General features: G+C 53.4%; 15 protein-coding genes and 1 tRNA gene. 6 read left to right on the forward strand and 10 right to left on the reverse strand.

Annotated elements, in window-relative coordinates:
• Positions 1 to 3: 3 nt before the first annotated feature.
• From MX657_RS06570 to nagB, 6 genes are all read right to left on the reverse strand, one after another.
• Positions 4 to 80: transfer RNA gene (locus MX657_RS06570), tRNA-Met, on the reverse strand.
• Positions 81 to 306: 226 nt separating this feature from the next.
• The gene (asnB, locus tag MX657_RS06575; protein WP_014883010.1) at positions 307 to 1,971 is read right to left on the reverse strand and encodes an asparagine synthase B; all 1,665 of its coding nucleotides are present in this window, start codon (positions 1,969 to 1,971) and stop codon (positions 307 to 309) included.
• 250 nt (positions 1,972 to 2,221) lie between these two features.
• On the reverse strand, positions 2,222 to 2,974 hold the full coding sequence (gene nagD / locus MX657_RS06580) for a ribonucleotide monophosphatase NagD (protein WP_061098871.1): 753 nt from the start codon (positions 2,972 to 2,974) through the stop codon (positions 2,222 to 2,224).
• 45 nt (positions 2,975 to 3,019) lie between these two features.
• Positions 3,020 to 4,240, reverse strand: coding sequence for a DNA-binding transcriptional regulator NagC (gene nagC, locus MX657_RS06585; RefSeq protein WP_080327892.1), 1,221 nt, complete (start codon positions 4,238 to 4,240; stop codon positions 3,020 to 3,022).
• Positions 4,241 to 4,248: 8 nt separating this feature from the next.
• Positions 4,249 to 5,397: an N-acetylglucosamine-6-phosphate deacetylase gene (gene nagA, locus MX657_RS06590; RefSeq protein ID WP_346807769.1), complete on the reverse strand. Its 1,149-nt coding sequence runs from the start codon at positions 5,395 to 5,397 to the stop codon at positions 4,249 to 4,251.
• Positions 5,398 to 5,451: 54 nt separating this feature from the next.
• Positions 5,452 to 6,252: a glucosamine-6-phosphate deaminase gene (gene nagB, locus MX657_RS06595; RefSeq protein WP_028012356.1), complete on the reverse strand. Its 801-nt coding sequence runs from the start codon at positions 6,250 to 6,252 to the stop codon at positions 5,452 to 5,454.
• A 327-nt stretch (positions 6,253 to 6,579) separates the two neighbouring features.
• Between nagB and nagE the strand changes: the two genes are divergently transcribed.
• The 4 genes from nagE (at position 6,580) to chiQ (ending at position 12,667) form a co-directional block, all read left to right on the forward strand.
• Positions 6,580 to 8,601: an N-acetylglucosamine-specific PTS transporter subunit IIBC gene (nagE, locus tag MX657_RS06600; protein WP_346807771.1), complete on the forward strand. Its 2,022-nt coding sequence runs from the start codon at positions 6,580 to 6,582 to the stop codon at positions 8,599 to 8,601.
• Between the two features lie 179 nt (positions 8,602 to 8,780).
• Positions 8,781 to 10,448 carry a glutamine--tRNA ligase gene (gene glnS / locus MX657_RS06605; protein ID WP_041910779.1) on the forward strand — a complete coding sequence of 556 codons (1,668 nt, stop codon included), beginning with the start codon at positions 8,781 to 8,783 and terminating at the stop codon, positions 10,446 to 10,448.
• 447 nt (positions 10,449 to 10,895) lie between these two features.
• On the forward strand, positions 10,896 to 12,293 hold the full coding sequence (gene chiP, locus MX657_RS06610; protein ID WP_080327887.1) for a chitoporin ChiP: 1,398 nt from the start codon (positions 10,896 to 10,898) through the stop codon (positions 12,291 to 12,293).
• Positions 12,294 to 12,340: 47 nt separating this feature from the next.
• The gene (chiQ, locus tag MX657_RS06615; protein WP_080328169.1) at positions 12,341 to 12,667 is read left to right on the forward strand and encodes a ChiQ/YbfN family lipoprotein; all 327 of its coding nucleotides are present in this window, start codon (positions 12,341 to 12,343) and stop codon (positions 12,665 to 12,667) included.
• Positions 12,668 to 12,768: 101 nt separating this feature from the next.
• Here chiQ and fur read toward each other — a convergent pair whose 3' ends face one another.
• The 4 genes from fur to ybfF all read right to left on the reverse strand — a co-directional run bounded on the left by fur (position 12,769) and on the right by ybfF (position 15,381).
• The gene (fur, locus tag MX657_RS06620; protein WP_008501066.1) at positions 12,769 to 13,215 is read right to left on the reverse strand and encodes a ferric iron uptake transcriptional regulator; all 447 of its coding nucleotides are present in this window, start codon (positions 13,213 to 13,215) and stop codon (positions 12,769 to 12,771) included.
• Positions 13,216 to 13,505: 290 nt separating this feature from the next.
• Positions 13,506 to 14,036 carry a flavodoxin FldA gene (fldA, locus tag MX657_RS06625; protein WP_346807774.1) on the reverse strand — a complete coding sequence of 177 codons (531 nt, stop codon included), beginning with the start codon at positions 14,034 to 14,036 and terminating at the stop codon, positions 13,506 to 13,508.
• Between the two features lie 155 nt (positions 14,037 to 14,191).
• A complete protein-coding gene (ybfE, locus tag MX657_RS06630; RefSeq protein WP_014883017.1) occupies positions 14,192 to 14,479 on the reverse strand; it encodes a LexA regulated protein in 288 nt (95 codons plus the stop codon).
• Positions 14,480 to 14,607: 128 nt separating this feature from the next.
• Entirely contained in the window at positions 14,608 to 15,381 is a 774-nt protein-coding gene (gene ybfF / locus MX657_RS06635) for an esterase (protein ID WP_252002606.1), read from the reverse strand.
• Between the two features lie 183 nt (positions 15,382 to 15,564).
• On the opposite strand from ybfF, the gene seqA reads away from it, so the two are divergent.
• A complete protein-coding gene (gene seqA, locus MX657_RS06640) occupies positions 15,565 to 16,113 on the forward strand; it encodes a replication initiation negative regulator SeqA (RefSeq protein WP_119915093.1) in 549 nt (182 codons plus the stop codon).
• A gap of 24 nt (positions 16,114 to 16,137) precedes the next feature.
• Positions 16,138 to 17,778, forward strand: a complete 1,641-nt coding sequence (gene pgm / locus MX657_RS06645; RefSeq protein ID WP_116343897.1) for a phosphoglucomutase (alpha-D-glucose-1,6-bisphosphate-dependent) — start codon at positions 16,138 to 16,140, stop codon at positions 17,776 to 17,778.
• Positions 17,779 to 17,905 lie beyond the last annotated feature (127 nt).

A 17,905-nucleotide genomic window follows, 5' to 3' on the forward strand; every position in this document is an offset into this window, starting at 1 on the left:
AGATGGTGGCTACGACGGGATTCGAACCTGTGACCCCATCATTATGAGTGATGTGCTCTAACCAACTGAGCTACGTAGCCATCTTTTTTCGCGTTACCTTATCGGCGTTGCGGGGCGCATTATGCGTATAGACCCTTGCAGCGTCAACACCTTTTTCAACGAAAATAGCCGGAATGTGACTGTTTGGTTAGGTTGCGAACAGCGTGGCCGAATATTCGGCAATTATTGGTTATTAATCGGTTTTCGGTGGTGAAATGTGAGGCAAAAAAAACAGGCCCCTGAGGAGCCTGTTTGAAATTGTTGTGATTATTTGTAGGCGGACTGGTGAACGCCAACCGCGCGTCCTGATGGATCGTTCATCGCCTTGAAAGATTCATCCCATTCAATGGCTTTCGCGGAGGAACAGGCCACTGACGGACCGCCAGGAACACACTCGGCAGCGCTTGGAACCGGGAACAGCTCTTCAAAGATCTCACGGTACAGATACGCTTCTTTCGAGCCCGGGGTGTTGTACGGGAAGCGGAAGCTCGCAGTTTCCAGTTGCTGGTCAGAAATCTGTTTTGCCGCCACCTCTTTCAGGGTGTCGATCCAGCTGTAGCCAACACCATCAGAGAACTGCTCTTTCTGACGCCATGCCACGCTTGCCGGCAGGTAGGATTCAAAACATTCACGCAGGATATGTTTTTCCATTTTGCCGTTGCCGCACATCTTGTCCTGCGGGTTGATGCGCATCGCGACGTCGAGGAATTTCTTATCCAGGAACGGCACGCGCGCTTCAACGCCCCAGGCCGACATCGCTTTGTTAGCACGTGCACAGTCAAACATATGCAGCGCCTGCAGCTTGCGCACGGTCTCTTCGTGCAGCTCTTTGGCGTTCGGCGCCTTGTGGAAGTACAGGTAGCCGCCAAACACTTCGTCAGAGCCTTCACCGGAGAGCACCATCTTGATGCCCATCGCTTTGATCTTACGCGACATCAGATACATTGGCGTGGAGGCGCGAATGGTGGTCACGTCATAGGTCTCAATGTGATAGATCACATCGCGGATCGCATCCAGACCTTCCTGCACGGTGAAGTGAATTTCATGGTGCACGGTGCCGAGGTGGTTCGCCACTTCCTGCGCGGCTTTCAGATCCGGTGCCCCTTCCAGGCCCACGGCAAAGGAGTGCAGCTGCGGCCACCAGGCCTCGGAACGCTCCTGATCTTCCACGCGGCGGGCCGCGAATTTCTTGGTGATCGCGGAGATCACGGAGGAGTCCAGGCCGCCGGAGAGCAGTACGCCGTACGGGACGTCTGACATCAGGTGGCTTTTCACGGAATCTTCCAGCGCCTGACGCAGCTCGGCTTTATCCGTCACGTTGTCTTTAACCGCGTCATAATCGAACCAGTCGCGCTGATAGTACGGACGGATTTCACCGTCTTTACTCCACAGATAGCTGCCTGCCGGGAACTCTTTAATGGTGCGGCAGACCGGAACCAGGGCTTTCATTTCGGACGCGACATAGAAGTTGCCGTGTTCATCGTGACCCATGTACAGCGGGATAATGCCGATGTGGTCACGGCCAATCAGGTAGGCGTCTTTTTCGCTGTCGTACAGGGCGAAGGCAAACATGCCCTGCAGATCGTCGAGAAACTCCGGACCTTTTTCCTGATACAGCGCCAGGATCACTTCACAGTCAGAACCGGTCTGGAAGGCGTAGCGGTCGCCGTACTCGGCGCGCAGCGCCTGATGGTTATAGATTTCACCGTTAACAGCCAGCGCGTGCGTTTTTTTCTCGTTATACAGCGGCTGTGCACCGGCGTTGACGTCAACAATAGACAGACGTTCGTGAGCCAGAATCGCTTTGTCGCTGGCGTAAACGCCTGACCAGTCCGGGCCGCGATGGCGCATCAGGCGGGACAATTCGAGTGCCTTTTTACGCAGTTCGCCCGCATCAGTTTTAATATCCAGTACGCCAAAAATTGAACACATAACCTTCTCCGTTAACCCTGTTGCATTGTGATGTTGCTTGCTTATGAAAATGCCGCAAAAGGGGGAGGGGGCGCAAGCGTTTTACGGGTGAAAACGTAAAAAGTGCAATGGTAATTGCTGAATCTTAAAAAAAGAGTATGGCTATAGCGATTTTATTGAGGTTTATTCAGTGAAAGGCGGATTTTGTTAGATGAAGTAACGTTTTCAGGCGGCGGAAATGAAAAACCACGCCCTGAGGCGTGGTTCGGTATCAAATAACGTCGATTTCGTCGACGGAGGGGTATATCCAGCTTGGGCGGAACGGCATCGTATCAATGTCATCAAGCTGAGAGACGCCAGACAGCACCAGAATGGTTTCAAGCCCCGCCTGGAAACCGGCCAGAATATCCGTACGCAGATTATCGCCGACAATGACGGTTTCTTCTGAGTGTGCCTGCATCGTATTCAGTGCGGCGCGGATGATCCACGGGCTCGGTTTACCGACAACAAACGGCTTGCGGCCAGAGATTTTTTCGATACCGGCGCACAGCGCGCCGCAGGCCGGATAGAAACCACGGCCGTGCGTATCCGGGTTGGTGGCGATAAAACGCGCGCCGCTGGCGACAAAGTAGGCTGCTTTATGCATCATCTCCCAGTTAAAGGAGCGCGTTTCACCGACGATCACAAAGTCCGGGTTCACATCGGTAATGGTAAAGCCTGCTTTATACAGCTCATGGATCAGCGCGCCTTCACCGACAACGTAAGCTTTTTTCCCTTCCTGACGCTTCAGAAAATCCGCCGTTGCCATTGCCGAGGTATAAAACACGCTGTCCGGCACGTCGACGCCTGCGGTGGCAAAGCGGTTCGCCAGATCCTGACCGGTCTGAGAAGGGTAGTTCGTGAGTAGAACCAGTGGCATTCCTTTGTCGATGATGCGGTGAAGAAATTCCGCAGCACCTGGCACGGCAACGTTGTCGTGCATCAGCACGCCGTCGATATCACAAATTACATTCTTAATGGTCATGGACATTCCGACATCAAAAAAAGAAGGCGTTACTATAAGGTCCGATCAACTTTCCAGCAAATGCTGGAGCAGAATTCCGTTGAGCATGGCGCGTTTGACCAGCGCGAACGCGCCAATCGCCGAGCGATGGTCAAGCTTTGAACGAACCACCGGAAGATTCTGGCGGAATGCTTTCAGCGCCTGGGTGTTAATACAACCTTCAATGGCGGGGAGCAGCACCTTTTCCGCTTCAACAATCTCTCCGGCGATCACCACTTTCTGCGGATTAAACAGGTTAATGGCGATGGCGATGGTTTTACCCAGATGGCGACCTACCTGTTCGATCACCTCACAGGCCAGCGCGTCGCCTTTATTGGCAGCTTTGCAGATGGTGGCTATCTTGCAATCGTCCAGCGTGACGCGGCTTTGATAACCCTGTTCAAGCAGATGGCGAACGCGCTGTTCAATGGCCGTGTTGGCGGCGATGGTTTCAAGGCAGCCGAAGTTTCCGCAGTGGCAGCGCTCGCCGAGGGGCTCAACCTGAATGTGGCCAATCTCGCCGACGTTACCGTTGCGACCTATAAAAATACGGCCGTTAGAGATAATACCTGCGCCCGTGCCACGGTGTACGCGCACCAGAATAGAGTCTTCACAGTCCTGGCTCGCACCAAAGTAGTGCTCTGCCAGCGCCAGCGAACGAATGTCGTGACCGACAAAGCAGGTCACCTTAAAGCGTTTCTCCAGCGCGTCGACCAGCGCCCAGTTCTCAACCTGAATATGCGGCATGTAACGAATAACGCCGCTTTCCGGGTCGACCAGGCCCGGCAGAATGACGGAGATGGCGATGAGTTCGCGAATTTTACGCTGACAGCTTTCAATAAAGTGCGCGATGGTATTCAGCAGCGCGTGTTCCAGCGTCTCCTGGGTGCGCTCTGGCAGCGGGTAGTGCTCTTCGGCAATGGCTTTGCTGCTCAGATCGTACAGCGTGAGCGTGGTGTCATGACGACCAAGCCGGACGCCAATGGCCTGGAAGTTGCGGGTTTCGGTAATAATAGAGATGGCGCGGCGGCCCCCGGTGGAGGCCTGCTGATCGACTTCTTTGATCAAACCGCGCTCAATGAGCTGGCGGGTAATTTTTGTCACGCTGGCGGGAGCAAGCTGGCTTTGTTCGGCTATCTGGATCCGCGAGATTGGACCGTGTTGGTCAATCAGACGATATACCGCCGCACTGTTAAGTTGTTTAACGAGATCGACATTACCGATTTGAGCTTGTCCGCCTGGTGTCATACTTTTACTTACTCAGTGACGACCTCGTTACCATTAACGATGGTCTTAATAATTTTATAATCGTGTGTGAATGCCGTCAGGTTTGCAACCATACCTGGTGCAATTCCGCCAAGCTGTTTATCCACGCCCATCGCGCGAGCAGGATAAAGGGTGGCCATACGCAGGACTTCATCAAGTGCAATCCCACAATGCTCAACCAGGTTACGCACCCCTTCAATCATGGTCAAAGAGGAGCCACTCAGCGTACCGTTTTCATCCACACACAGTCCGTTGCGGTAGTATATTGTTTTACCGGCAAAAATGAACTGCTCAATATTTGCACCTGCTGGCGCGGTAGCATCGGTGACCAGGCAGAGCTTGTCACCTTTCAGCCGTTTAGCGTTGCGAATATTGGTGTAATCAACGTGCATACCATCAGCAATAATGCCGCAGTAGACGTCTGGCTCGTCGAGAATCGCCCCGACCAGACCCGGTTCACGGCCGGTAATATACGGCATGGCGTTGTAAAGGTGTGTAGCAAAGGTAATACCCGCCCGGAAGCCCGCTTTGGCTTCTTTCAGCGTGGCGTTTGAGTGGCCTGCTGAAACGACAATCCCGGCGGCAGCCAGTTTGCTGATGACCTCCGTACCGGTCATTTCAGGCGCCAGTGTGACTTTGGTGATGACATCAGCGTTGGCACACATGTAGTCGACCAGTTCGGCGTCCGGTTTGCGAACGTAGTCCGGGTTATGCGTCCCTTTCTTAACTATGTTCAGCCACGGTCCTTCCAGGTGCAGGCCCAGCGCCTGATTCGGATGTTTCGCCAGGTATTCGCGCATCACGCGGATACCCTGTTTCATCAGGTCATCACTGCTGGTGATGAGCGTTGGCAGATAGCTGGTGCAGCCTGATTTCTCGTTAGCTTTCTGCATGATTTTCAGCGTTTCAACCGTCACCGCCTCGGCGGTATCATTGAACTGCACACCGCCGCAGCCGTTCAGCTGTACGTCGATGAAACCGGGGGAGATCGTTGCTCCATTGAGTGAGCGCTGTTCAATCTCCGGCGGCAGTTCTGCCAGCGGACAAACACGTTCAATCAGGCCATTGGCGATAACAATCGCATGGTCATCCAGAATTTCATGGCCGGTATAAATCCGACCGTGGGTTAAAGCGTACATAACGACCCCCGGTTAAAAAAGCGGCCGCCTCTTGATGAAGAGGCGGTTATTCAATTACAGACCTTTGATGTTCTCAGCTTCTAACTCATTGAAGTATTTCAACGTTTTCACCTTCAGCTCCATCGTGGACGGCTCGTCGCAGACGATAACTGATTTCGGATGCAGCTGCAGGCAGCTGATAGTCCACATGTGGTTAACGTTGCCTTCAACGGCAGCCTGGAGCGCCTGCGCTTTCACGCCGCCCAGCACCAGAATCATCACTTCTTCGGCATCCAGCAGGGTGCCTACGCCAACGGTCAGGGCGTATTTTGGAACCTGGTTCACATCACCGTCAAAGAAGCGGGAGTTTGCCACGCGGGTGTCATGGGTCAGCGTTTTAATACGGGTACGGGAAGCCAGAGAAGAAGCTGGTTCGTTGAACGCGATATGACCATCGTTACCCACGCCACCCATGAACAGATGGATTTTACCGTAAGAACGGATTTTTTCTTCGTACTGGCGGCATTCTGCGTCAATATCCGGCGCATTTCCATTCAGCAGATTAATATTTTCAGCTGGGATATCAACGTGATCAAAGAAATTGCGGTGCATAAAGCTATGGTAGCTTTCCGGATGTTCTTTTGGCAGGCCGACATATTCATCCATGTTGAAGGTCACAACATGTTTAAAGCTAACCTGGCCCGCTTTGTGCATTTCAACCAGCGCTTTGTACGCGGTTAGTGGAGTACCACCGGTTGGAAGGCCAAGAACGAAGGGACGATCGGCAGTAGGCTTGAAGGCATTAATACGGTTAACGATATGGCGAGCGGCCCATTTACCGACTTGTTCAGCAGTTGCCAGGGGAATCAGTCTCATTGTTCACCTCAAAGTTTAAGTAGAAGAGTGGGCGGATGGGTATCGGAACCTGATGCTTAAGCGTAACCTGGAACCTTTCAGGCCGGATCAATCCGTCTCGATTTTTTGAATGATAAAATAAGTTTTGACTGTTAGCCAGTGAAAGGGAGGGGTGATTACGATATTTGGTGACAAAAATCACAAAAAATGGGTGTTTAATTTGCGATACGAATTAATTTTTCACACACTCACAATGCCAGTGAATCATCAACTGTATTAATAATTAGTGACACAATAAAAAACACAGCAGAGAACGTGCCTGAAACGGGGTCTCATAGGGGGAAGAAAGTGAGTATTCTAGGTTATTTACAGAAGGTTGGCCGTGCGCTTATGGTGCCGGTCGCCACGCTGCCGGCGGCAGCGATATTAATGGGTGTCGGTTACTGGATTGACCCGGTAGGCTGGGGTGGAGACAACGCATTAGCGGCGTTCTTCATTAAATCTGGTTCCGCCATCATCGACAACATGTCCGTGCTGTTTGCCATTGGTGTGGCTTACGGTATGTCCAAAGATAAAGACGGTGCTGCGGCGCTGACCGGTTTCGTGGGCTTCCTGGTGCTGACCACGCTCTGTTCTCCGGCTGCGGTTTCCATGATCCAGAAGATCCCGGCGGACCAGGTTCCAGCCGCGTTCGGTAAGATCAGCAACCAGTTCGTGGGTATCCTCGTCGGTATTATCTCTGCGGAACTGTACAACCGCTTCAGCAGCGTTGAGCTGCCAAAGGCGCTGTCGTTCTTCAGCGGTCGCCGTCTGGTGCCCATCCTGACCTCTTTCGTGATGATTTTCGTTGCGTTCATCCTGATGTACATCTGGCCGGTTATCTTCGACGGTCTGGTGAACTTCGGTGAACACATCCAGAAACTGGGTTCCGTCGGTGCGGGCGTGTACGCGTTCTTCAACCGTCTGCTGATCCCGGTTGGTCTGCACCATGCGCTGAACTCCGTGTTCTGGTTCGACGTTGCCGGTATTAACGATATTCCTAACTTCCTGGGTGGCGCACAGTCCATCGAAGCCGGTAAAGCGGTGGTAGGTATCACCGGTCGTTACCAGGCGGGCTTCTTCCCAATCATGATGTTCGGCCTGCCGGGTGCAGCGCTGGCTATCTACCACTGCGCGCGCCCTGAAAACAAAGCGAAAGTGCTGGGTATCATGATGGCAGGTGCGTTCGCTGCCTTCTTCACCGGTATCACCGAGCCGCTGGAATTCTCCTTCATGTTCGTTGCGCCGGTTCTGTATGTGATCCACGCTGTGCTGACCGGTATCTCCGTGTTCATCGCTGCAAGCATGCAGTGGATTGCCGGTTTCGGCTTCAGCGCCGGTCTGGTGGATATGGTGCTGTCGTCCCGTAACCCGCTGGCGACCCACTGGTGGATGCTGATCCCACAAGGTCTGGTGTTCTTCGTTATCTACTACGTGGTGTTCCGCTTCACTATCACCAAATTCAACCTGATGACCCCGGGTCGCGAGCTGGCTGTGGCCGGTAGCGAAGCGGATGGTCAGGATGTGAACGTGAGCGGTGCTCAGGAGCAGGACGTTTCTGGCCTGGCGCGTCAGTACATCGCCGCTGTGGGCGGTTCTGACAACCTGACCGGTATTGATGCCTGTATCACTCGTCTGCGTCTGAACGTGAAAGACTCTTCTCTGGTGAACGAAGCGCTGGCAAAACGTCTGGGTGCTTCTGGCGTTATCCGCCTGAACAAAACCAGCGTGCAGATCATCGTCGGCTTCGTGGCTGAGAAAATTGCTAACGCCATGAAAACCACCGGTCCGGTAGCTGCTGCAGAAGCTTCTGCCGCACCTGCCGCTGCGCCAGCGGCTGCAAAACCGAAGGCGGTGCCAAACGCGGTGACCATCGCTGCGCTGGTTTCTCCTGTCACCGGTGACGTGGTTGCGCTTGAGCAGGTTCCTGACGAAGCGTTCGCCAGCAAAGCGGTCGGTGACGGCGTGGCGGTGAAGCCAACGGACAAAACCGTTGTGTCTCCGGCGGCTGGTACCATCGTGAAAATCTTCAACACTAACCACGCGTTCTGCCTCGAAACCGAAAAAGGCGCGGAGATCGTTGTCCATATGGGTATCGATACCGTTGCGCTGAACGGTCAGGGCTTTACTCGCCTGGTGGAAGAGGGTGCCGAAGTGGTGGCCGGTCAGCCGATTCTGGAAATGGATCTGGACTTCCTGAACGCCAACGCGCGTTCGATGATTAGCCCGGTTGTGTGCAGCAACATCGACGACTTTAGCGGTCTGGTACTCCAGGCAAAAGGTCAGGTGGTTGCGGGTCAGACACCACTGTATGAGATTAAAGGCAAGTAATCGCTCCTGAGTAGAGTCATGCCTTAAGCGGCGGGGGATATCCTCCGCCGCTTTTTTTTGCAGCAAACGCCCCCATTATTTTCATCTGATACGTATTTTCCGTAACTAAGGGTTGTCACTACGTCCGGCTTATAAGATCATACGCCGTTATACGTTGTTTACGCTTTGAGGAATCCACGATGAGTGAGGCAGAAGCCCGCCCGAGTAACTTTATTCGTCAGATCATCGATGAAGATCTGGCCAGTGGTAAGCACACCACAGTCCATACGCGTTTCCCGCCGGAGCCGAACGGTTACCTGCACATTGGTCACGCGAAATCGATCTGCCTGAACTTTGGTATTGCGCAAGACTACCAGGGCCAGTGCAACCTGCGTTTCGATGACACCAACCCAGTAAAAGAAGACATCGAATACGTTGAGTCCATTAAAAACGACGTGCAATGGCTGGGCTTCAACTGGTCTGGCGATATCTGCTACTCATCTGACTATTTTGATCAGCTGTATGCCTATGCGGTGGAACTGATCAACAAAGGCCTGGCGTATGTCGACGAGCTGTCTGCCGATGAGATCCGCGAATACCGCGGTACGCTGACCGCGCCGGGCAAAAACAGCCCGTTCCGCGATCGCAGCGTGGAAGAGAATCTGGCGCTGTTTGAAAAAATGCGTGCTGGTGGCTTCGAAGAAGGCAAAGCGTGCCTGCGTGCCAAAATCGACATGGCATCGCCGTTCATCGTGATGCGCGATCCGGTGCTGTACCGCATTAAGTTCGCAGAACACCACCAGACCGGCAACAAGTGGTGCATCTACCCGATGTACGACTTCACCCACTGCATCAGCGATGCGCTGGAAGGCATTACGCACTCCCTGTGTACGCTGGAGTTCCAGGACAACCGTCGTCTGTACGACTGGGTGCTGGATAACATCACCATTCCTGTGCATCCGCGCCAGTACGAGTTCTCTCGTCTGAATCTGGAATACACCGTGATGTCCAAGCGTAAGCTGAACCTGCTGGTGACCGACAAGCACGTTGAAGGCTGGGACGACCCGCGTATGCCAACCATCTCTGGTCTGCGCCGTCGTGGTTACACTGCCGCCTCTATTCGTGAGTTCTGCAAACGCATCGGCGTGACCAAGCAGGATAACACCATCGAAATGGCGTCTCTGGAATCCTGCATTCGTGAAGACCTCAACGAAAACGCCCCGCGTGCAATGGCGGTTATCGATCCGGTTAAGCTGGTTATCGAAAACTACCCGCAGGGTGGAAGTGAACTGGTCTCCATGCCTAACCATCCGAACAAACCGGAAATGGGAAGCCGTGACGTGCCGTTCAGCGGTGAAATCTGGATCGACCGTGCTGACTTCCGCGAAGAGGCCAACAAGCAGTACAAGCGTCTGGTGCTGGGTAAAGAAGTGCGTCTGCGTAACGCCTACGTCATCAAAGCCGAGCGCGTAGAGAAAGATGCAGAAGGGAATATCACCACCATCTTCTGCTCTTATGATGCTGAAACGCTGAGCAAAGATCCGGCGGATGGCCGCAAGGTGAAAGGCGTTATCCACTGGGTGAGCGCTTCCCACGCGCTGCCGGTTGAAATTCGTCTGTACGATCGTCTGTTCAGCGTGCCTAACCCGGGCGCAGCGGAAGACTTCCTGGCAACCATCAACCCGGAATCGCTGGTAATCAAACAGGGTTATGCGGAGCCATCGCTTAAAGCGGCTGAAGCGGGCAAAGCGTTCCAGTTCGAGCGTGAAGGTTACTTCTGCCTGGACAGCCGTTACAGCACCGCTGAAAAACCGGTATTTAACCGCACCGTAGGCCTGCGTGATACCTGGACGAAGATCGGCGAATAATATTGCTGCTCTGGTCAATGAGAAACAAACGCCGCTTATTGCGGCGTTTTTTTATTGAATGATCATATCGTTATAGCGGAGCTAAAATAGGTCTGGCTGAAATTTCAGGTCAATGCGGTGCTACTTATTTTTCAAAAAAAAGTTTGTATATTTTCACCAGTCCGGAATAAGTTGAAATTAGCGAAATTTAACGGTTTTATCCTCCAGAAATTAACGCCTTGCCCCGCCAAACCTCGCCTCGCGCTAAATGTTACAAACCACTACCAATTATGTGCACTTCGTCATAATCCTGACTTTTGCCCACTGAAAAGCATTGATAATTCGCGTCGCGAAAAATAACCTAAAGACGGTAGTTAATTCGAGGGTATTTATAACTACCCCTGACCATTTGGTCTTTTCTGTTTTTCGCCGTTTAAGGCGTTTTAATTCGTCAAAGAGGAATAATCTATGCGTACGTTCAGTGGCAAACGTAGTGCGCTGGCGCTGGCTATCGCCGGTGTGACAGCAATGTCGGGCCTGGTGGTTGTGCCAGAGGCGAAAGCAGCAGGTTTCATCGAAGATTCTACCCTTACGGGCGGTATTTATTACTGGCAGCGTGAGCGTGACCGTAAAGACGTCACTGAAGATAAATACAAAACTAACCTCTCTCATTCTACCTGGAACGCCAACCTGGACTTCCAGTCAGGCTATGCCGCCGATATGTTCGGTCTGGATATTGCCGCATTTACCGCGATTGAAATGGCTGAAAACGGCGATAGCGGTCACCCGAACGAAATTGCGTTCTCCTCCAGCAATAAAGCCTACGATGAAGACTGGTCCGGGGATAAAAGTGGTATCAGCCTTTATAAGGCCGCAGCGAAATTTAAATACGGCCCGGTCTGGGCGCGTGGGGGCTATATTCAGCCAACTGGCCAGACGCTGTTAGCGCCGCACTGGAGCTTTATGCCGGGCACTTACCAGGGTGCAGAAGCAGGGGCTAACTTTGACTATGGTGATGCGGGTGCGTTGAGCTTCTCCTATATGTGGACCAACGAGTACAAAGCGCCGTGGCACATTGAGATGGATAAGTTCTACCAGAACGATAAGAAAACCAAAGTCGAATACCTCCACTCGCTGGGCGCGAAGTACGACTTTAAAAACGATTTGGTTCTGGAAGCCGCATTTGGCCAGGCCGAAGGCTATATCGATCAGTATTTTGCTAAAGCCAGCTACAAATTTGATATCGCCGGTAGCCCGCTGAGCACCAGCTATCAGTTCTACGGTACGCGCGATAAAGTCAGCGATGGCAGTGTAAATGACATTTATAACGGCACCGCGTGGCTGCAGGCGTTGACCTTCGGCTACAAGGTTGGCCAGGTTGATTTACGCCTGGAAGGCACATGGGTGAAGGCGGAAGGGCAGCAGGGCTACTTCCTGCAGCGTATGACCCCAACCTATGCCTCATCTAACGGCCGTCTTGATATCTGGTGGGATAACCGCTCTGACTTCAACGCCGACGGCGAAAAAGCGGTCTTCTTCGGCGCCATGTATGACCTGAAAAACTGGAACCTGCCGGGCTGGGCAGTGGGCGCTTCTTACGCTTACGCCTGGGACGCAAAACCTGCCGATATGGCTACGCCGGATGCGTACTACGATCCAAACTATCGCCTGAAAGAGTCCTCCTACAGCCTGGATGCTATCTACACCCTGCAGGATGGCCGCGCGAAAGGCACGATGTTCAAACTGCACTTCACGCAGTATGACAACCACTCCGATATCCCAAGCTACGCGGGCGGTTACGGCAACATCTTCCAGGATGAACGTGACGTGAAATTCATGGTTATCGCCCCATTCACTATCTTCTGATGAACGCACCGGCGGGGTGACTCCTGCCGGTATGGAGAGTGCACATGATGAAAAAAATCGTAATCGTCGCGCTGTTGGCATCAGGGCTGGTGGCGTGCACGCAGACTCAGGCGCCAAAAGAGGACTCCCGTCTGAAGGAGGCGTATAGCGCCTGTATTAATAGTGCGGAAGGATCGCCGGAGAAAATTGAAGCCTGTCAGAACGTGCTAAATGTGCTGAAGAAAGAGAAAGCGCATGAGCAGTTTGCAACGCAGGAGAATATTCGCGTGATGGATTACCAGGCCTGTATCCAGGCGCGTAAAACCGGTAACGATCAGGAAGTCGCAAAGCGTTGCGATAAGATCTGGAACGAGATACGCAATAACAATAAATAAGTTACTTTACGCCCGGTGGCGCTGCGCTACCGGGCTTTTTATTGCCCAAAAAAGGCAAAAAAAAGCCAACCTTTCGGCTGGCTCAGAGTATGAACGCTGACTTATTTTGCGTCGTGCGCGTGTTCATTCTCGCGGCAATCACCTTCAGCGCAGTGACCGTAAAGGTACAGGCTGTGGTTGGTCAGGCGGATGCCATGACGGGCTGCGATTTCACGCTGACGCGCTTCGATAGAATCATCGCTGAATTCAATGACCTTGCCGCAATCGAGGCAGATCAGGTGATCGTGGTGCTGCTGCTGGGTCAGTTCGAAAACAGATTTACCGCCTTCGAAATTATGACGGGTAACAATGCCCGCGTCATCAAACTGGTTCAGCACGCGATAAACGGTGGCCAGCCCAATCTCTTCACCCATGTCGATAAGACGTTTATAGAGGTCTTCCGCACTGACATGGTGATTGTCTGGACCCTGAAGCACTTCAAGGATTTTTAACCGAGGAAGCGTTACTTTCAGGCCAGCCTTCTTTAATGCGGTATTGTTGTCAGTCATGCGGAATCTGTCCTGTTGCTAAACGATTCACTTCTGGAGGAAGTGACAGAAAATGCACCTTGGATAATGCGTCTCATTATAGAACTGCCATGGCTAAATGAAAACTGCAAGTCTCAGGCAAAGTATGCTTATAAAAATGGGGTATCACCAACAAACTTGCTCAATGGAAACCACATTTTACCAGGGAGACATTGTACAGGTCTGGGCGAAAAAGTTAAAAGTTTGTAGCAATTAATTTAATCGGTTTTACCTGGAAAACGGGCGCAACCGGAGTCGCGCCGCGAAAAAAATCAGGCGTTCAGAATGTCATCCAGGTGCAGTTCTTCACGAACCTGCTTAACCCATTTTTCAACACGCTCTGCGGTCAACTCTGGCTGACGGTCTTCATCGATGGCCAGGCCAACGAAGTGGTCATCATCTGCCAGACCTTTAGAGGCTTCAAAGTGGTAACCCGCCGTTGGCCAGTGACCGACAATTGCTGCACCGCGTGGCTCAATGATGTCGCGGATGGTGCCCAGCGCGTCACAGAAGTACTCGGCGTAGTCTTCCTGATCGCCACAACCGAACAGGGCAACCAGCTTGCCGTTGAAGTCCACCTCTTCCAGCGTCGGGAAGAAATCATCCCAGTCGCACTGGGCTTCACCGTAGTACCAGGTAGGAATACCCAGCAGCAGGATGTCATAGCCCTCGAGATCTTCTTTGCTGCTCTTGGCGATGTCATGCACATCAGCAACGTCTTTACCGAGCTGTTTCTGAATGTTTTTTGCGATATTTTCGGTATTGCCGGTATCACTGCCGAAGAAAATGCCGATGATTGCCATGAGTAAAATAACCTCTTGAAACTTAATGGTATGGTGGCGCAAATTGTCCACGGATAAGGGCAATAATAGCAGAACAGGCAACCCTGCGGAAACAGCTATCGCGCAGGACTGCACTCTGTGCTACATGAAAAGGGCGATAAAGGGGATTTTCAGACTTATGCCTGGCTGCGCAACGTCTCTAGCTGGGCGATCAACATCTCTTCAATGAGCTCGCTGCGGCTGATATTACGCGCCTCCGCCAGTTCATTAAGCGCATCGACCGCGTCGGCGTTGAGCTTCAGTTCGACACGCTTAAGCCCACGATTTTTATCGCGTTTAAGCTGATTGCGTTTATTAATACGCAGCTGTTCATCGCGCGAAAGCGGATTCGTTTTCGGTCGTCCCGGTCGACGCTCATTCGCGAACAGATCTAGTGTCGTACGGTCCGTTTGTTCTTTGGCCATGATTCTGAGACTTCGGGGGAAACACGCCGCCCTGCTAATGCCCGGGCGATAAGCGCGCCATCATACATCACCAAAAACGGCACGCCAACGACTGGAAGCCCGCAGCCTTCCAGTCGCTCTCTTTTTAATCAATTTGCAGTATCAGCGAGATAGCGGCGAATGGCGCGCAGTACGGCGTCAGGTTTTTCTGCATGAACCCAGTGTCCGGCCCCGGCAATCACGTGGGCGCGCGCCTGCGGGAACTGCGCCAGCAGCACGTCGCGGTACGCATCGGTGACGTAAGGCGAGTTACCGCCGCGAATAAAGAGGGTAGGGTGCGGCCAGGCGGGGACGGTTTCCCAACCCACGATATTGTTGTACTGGTCCCACAGCACCGGCACGTTAAAACGCCATTGCCCTTCAACGAACGATTTCAGCAGGAACTGCACCACGCCTTCTTCATCAAGATGCTCGCGCATAACGGCCGCGGCCTGCTGACGTGTAGAAACGCCAGCTTCAGTCACCGCATTGATCGCCGCGAAAATCTCATCGTGACGGCGAACGTCGTAATCCACCGGCGCAACGTCAATCACCACAAGCCCGGCAATCCGCTCAGGTGCCAGCGCGGTGAGCGCCATCACCGCTTTGCCACCCATGGAATGCCCGATGAGGGTTACCTTTTGCAGGTTATGGGCGTCCAGCGTATCCAGCAGATCCTGGGCCATTGCCGCGTAGGTCATCTCGTCTGAGCGGCCGGAAAGCCCGTGGTTGCGCATATCCACCTGGAGAATATCGTGGTCGGTAACCAGATCGCGCGCCAGCACGCCCAGATTATCCAGGCTGCCAAACAGCCCGTGAACCAGCACGATGGGGGAATTATTGCTCGGCGATTGTGCAGTTTGCGCTCGGGTATTCAATTTCATGGCAAAGTTCTTTTTTTACGTATGTCAGGTTAGGGTATCATGTTGACCATTCTGCCGCCCGGCTGCAAGGTTCCAGTTTAATCTGACTTTTGCCGCCAACCTGGTTTGACGCTATCCGCTGTTGGGATTTGACCTTATAATCCCAATGACTTGTATTCAGATAAGATATCGCACTGGATTAAGATGAAAACAATCGAAGTTGATGACGAACTCTATCAGTATATTGCCAGCCAGACTCGGCATATCGGGGAGAGCGCGTCCGACATTTTACGGCGCATGCTTAAAATTTCCGCCGCTTCACAGCCTGCCACCCCAGTTTCCAAAGATGTCGTGTCTCAGCCGAGCGTTGTTGCACAAGTCAAACCCGCCGTGACGCCGGTTAAAGATAGAGTGCGCGCGATGCGCGAGCTGCTGCTCTCCGATGAATACGCGGAGCAGAAAAAGGCGGTTAACCGTTTTATGCTGGTACTGTCTACACTTTACTCCCTGGATAACAAAGCGTTTGCTGAAGCGACCGAGTCGCTGCACGGCCGTACCCGCGTCTATTTCGCCGGTGACGAGCAGACGCTGCTGCAAAATGGCAATCAAACCAAACCTAAACATGTCCCTGGCACTCCGTACTGGGTGATCACCAATACCAATACGGGCCGCAAGTGCAGCATGATTGAACACATCATGCAGTCCATGCAGTTCCCGGCGGAATTGATTGAAAAGGTTTGCGGTACAATTTAACCCTTGCATCAGAAGGACCCGGTAATGGCAAATCACAGCCGTGCAGGCCAACCTGCACAACAAAGCGATTTGATTAACGTCGCTCAGCTGACCGCGCAGTATTACGTGCTGAAACCGGTCGTGGGCAACGCAGAACACGCAGTGAAGTTTGGTACATCTGGCCACCGCGGTAGTGCGGCGCGCCACAGCTTTAACGAACCGCACATTCTGGCCATTGCTCAGGCCATTGCGGAAGAGCGCGCTAAAAACGGCGTTACCGGTCCATGCTACGTGGGTAAAGATACCCATGCGCTGTCTGAACCGGCGTTTATTTCCGTGCTGGAAGTGCTGGCGGCGAACGGTGTGGACGTGATTGTTCAGGAGAACAATGGGTTTACTCCAACGCCTGCGGTTTCAAACGCCATCCTTGTGCACAATAAAAAAGGCGGCGCGCTGGCGGACGGGATCGTTATTACCCCATCCCACAACCCGCCGGAAGACGGCGGCATCAAATACAATCCGCCTAACGGTGGTCCGGCAGATACCAACGTCACCAAAGTGGTGGAAGATCGTGCAAACGCGCTGCTGGCCGACGGCCTGAAAGGCGTTAAACGTATTTCTCTTGATGAAGCGATGGCCTCCGGCCACGTGAAAGAGCAGGATCTGGTTCAGCCGTTCGTGGAAGGACTGGCGGATATCGTCGATATGGCGGCCATTCAGAAAGCTGGCCTGAAGCTGGGCGTGGATCCGCTGGGCGGCTCCGGTATCGAATACTGGAAACGCATCGCTGAGCATTACAAGCTGGACCTGACCATTGTGAACGATCACGTCGATCAGACCTTCCGCTTTATGCACCTGGACAAAGACGGCGCGATCCGTATGGACTGCTCCTCCGAGTGCGCGATGGCGGGCCTGCTGGCGCTGCGTGATAAATTCGATCTGGCGTTTGCTAACGACCCGGATTATGACCGCCACGGCATCGTCACCCCGGCAGGGCTGATGAACCCGAACCACTATCTGGCAGTCGCCATCAACTACCTGTTCCAGCACCGTCCGCAGTGGGGCAAAGAGGTGGCCGTCGGTAAAACACTGGTCTCTTCTGCGATGATCGACCGCGTGGTCGACGCGCTGGGCCGCAAGCTGGTGGAAGTGCCGGTGGGCTTCAAGTGGTTCGTTGACGGTCTGCACGACGGCAGCTTTGGCTTCGGCGGCGAAGAGAGCGCAGGCGCGTCCTTCCTGCGTTTCGACGGCACCCCGTGGTCGACCGATAAAGACGGCATCATCATGTGCCTGCTGGCGGCTGAGATTACCGCGGTTACCGGCAAGAACCCGCAGGAACACTACAATGAGCTGGCGGCACGCTTTGGTGCGCCAAGCTATAACCGTATTCAGGCTGGCGCGACCTCTGCACAGAAAGCGGCTTTGTCCAAACTCTCTCCTGAGATGGTCAGTGCCAGCACCCTGGCAGGCGATCCTATCACCGCGCGTCTGACGGCGGCACCGGGTAACGGCGCGTCTATCGGTGGCCTGAAAGTGATGACCGAAAACGGCTGGTTTGCCGCGCGTCCATCCGGTACGGAAGATGCGTACAAAATCTATTGCGAAAGCTTCCTCGGCGCTGAGCACCGCCAGCAGATTGAGAAAGAAGCGGTAGAGATTGTCAGCGAAGTGCTGAAAAACGCATAAGTGCGGTTTGTGTGCGGGCTGATGCCCTCACACCGACCCTCTCCCACAGGGAGAGGGAGAAAACATTAAAAACGGCAACCTCAGGGTTGCCGTTTTGCATTGACCTCGTAGGCCCGGTAAGCGCTAG

The sequence above is a fragment of the Enterobacter chuandaensis genome (assembly GCF_039718975.1).
Taxonomy (GTDB): Bacteria; Pseudomonadota; Gammaproteobacteria; order Enterobacterales; family Enterobacteriaceae; genus Enterobacter; species Enterobacter chuandaensis.

Excerpts from the sequence above, each read along its gene's own strand:
- asnB (WP_014883010.1), bottom strand. The coding sequence starts at position 1,971 with ATGTGTTCAATTTTTGGCGTACTGGATATTAAAACTGATGCGGGCGAA.
- nagD (WP_061098871.1), bottom strand. The coding sequence starts at position 2,974 with ATGACCATTAAGAATGTAATTTGTGATATCGACGGCGTGCTGATGCAC.
- nagC (WP_080327892.1), bottom strand. The coding sequence starts at position 4,240 with ATGACACCAGGCGGACAAGCTCAAATCGGTAATGTCGATCTCGTTAAA.
- nagA (WP_346807769.1), bottom strand. The coding sequence starts at position 5,397 with ATGTACGCTTTAACCCACGGTCGGATTTATACCGGCCATGAAATTCTG.
- nagB (WP_028012356.1), bottom strand. The coding sequence starts at position 6,252 with ATGAGACTGATTCCCCTGGCAACTGCTGAACAAGTCGGTAAATGGGCC.
- glnS (WP_041910779.1), top strand. The coding sequence starts at position 8,781 with ATGAGTGAGGCAGAAGCCCGCCCGAGTAACTTTATTCGTCAGATCATC.
- chiP (WP_080327887.1), top strand. The coding sequence starts at position 10,896 with ATGCGTACGTTCAGTGGCAAACGTAGTGCGCTGGCGCTGGCTATCGCC.
- chiQ (WP_080328169.1), top strand. The coding sequence starts at position 12,341 with ATGAAAAAAATCGTAATCGTCGCGCTGTTGGCATCAGGGCTGGTGGCG.
- fur (WP_008501066.1), bottom strand. The coding sequence starts at position 13,215 with ATGACTGACAACAATACCGCATTAAAGAAGGCTGGCCTGAAAGTAACG.
- fldA (WP_346807774.1), bottom strand. The coding sequence starts at position 14,036 with ATGGCAATCATCGGCATTTTCTTCGGCAGTGATACCGGCAATACCGAA.
- ybfE (WP_014883017.1), bottom strand. The coding sequence starts at position 14,479 with ATGGCCAAAGAACAAACGGACCGTACGACACTAGATCTGTTCGCGAAT.
- ybfF (WP_252002606.1), bottom strand. The coding sequence starts at position 15,381 with ATGAAATTGAATACCCGAGCGCAAACTGCACAATCGCCGAGCAATAAT.
- seqA (WP_119915093.1), top strand. The coding sequence starts at position 15,565 with ATGAAAACAATCGAAGTTGATGACGAACTCTATCAGTATATTGCCAGC.
- pgm (WP_116343897.1), top strand. The coding sequence starts at position 16,138 with ATGGCAAATCACAGCCGTGCAGGCCAACCTGCACAACAAAGCGATTTG.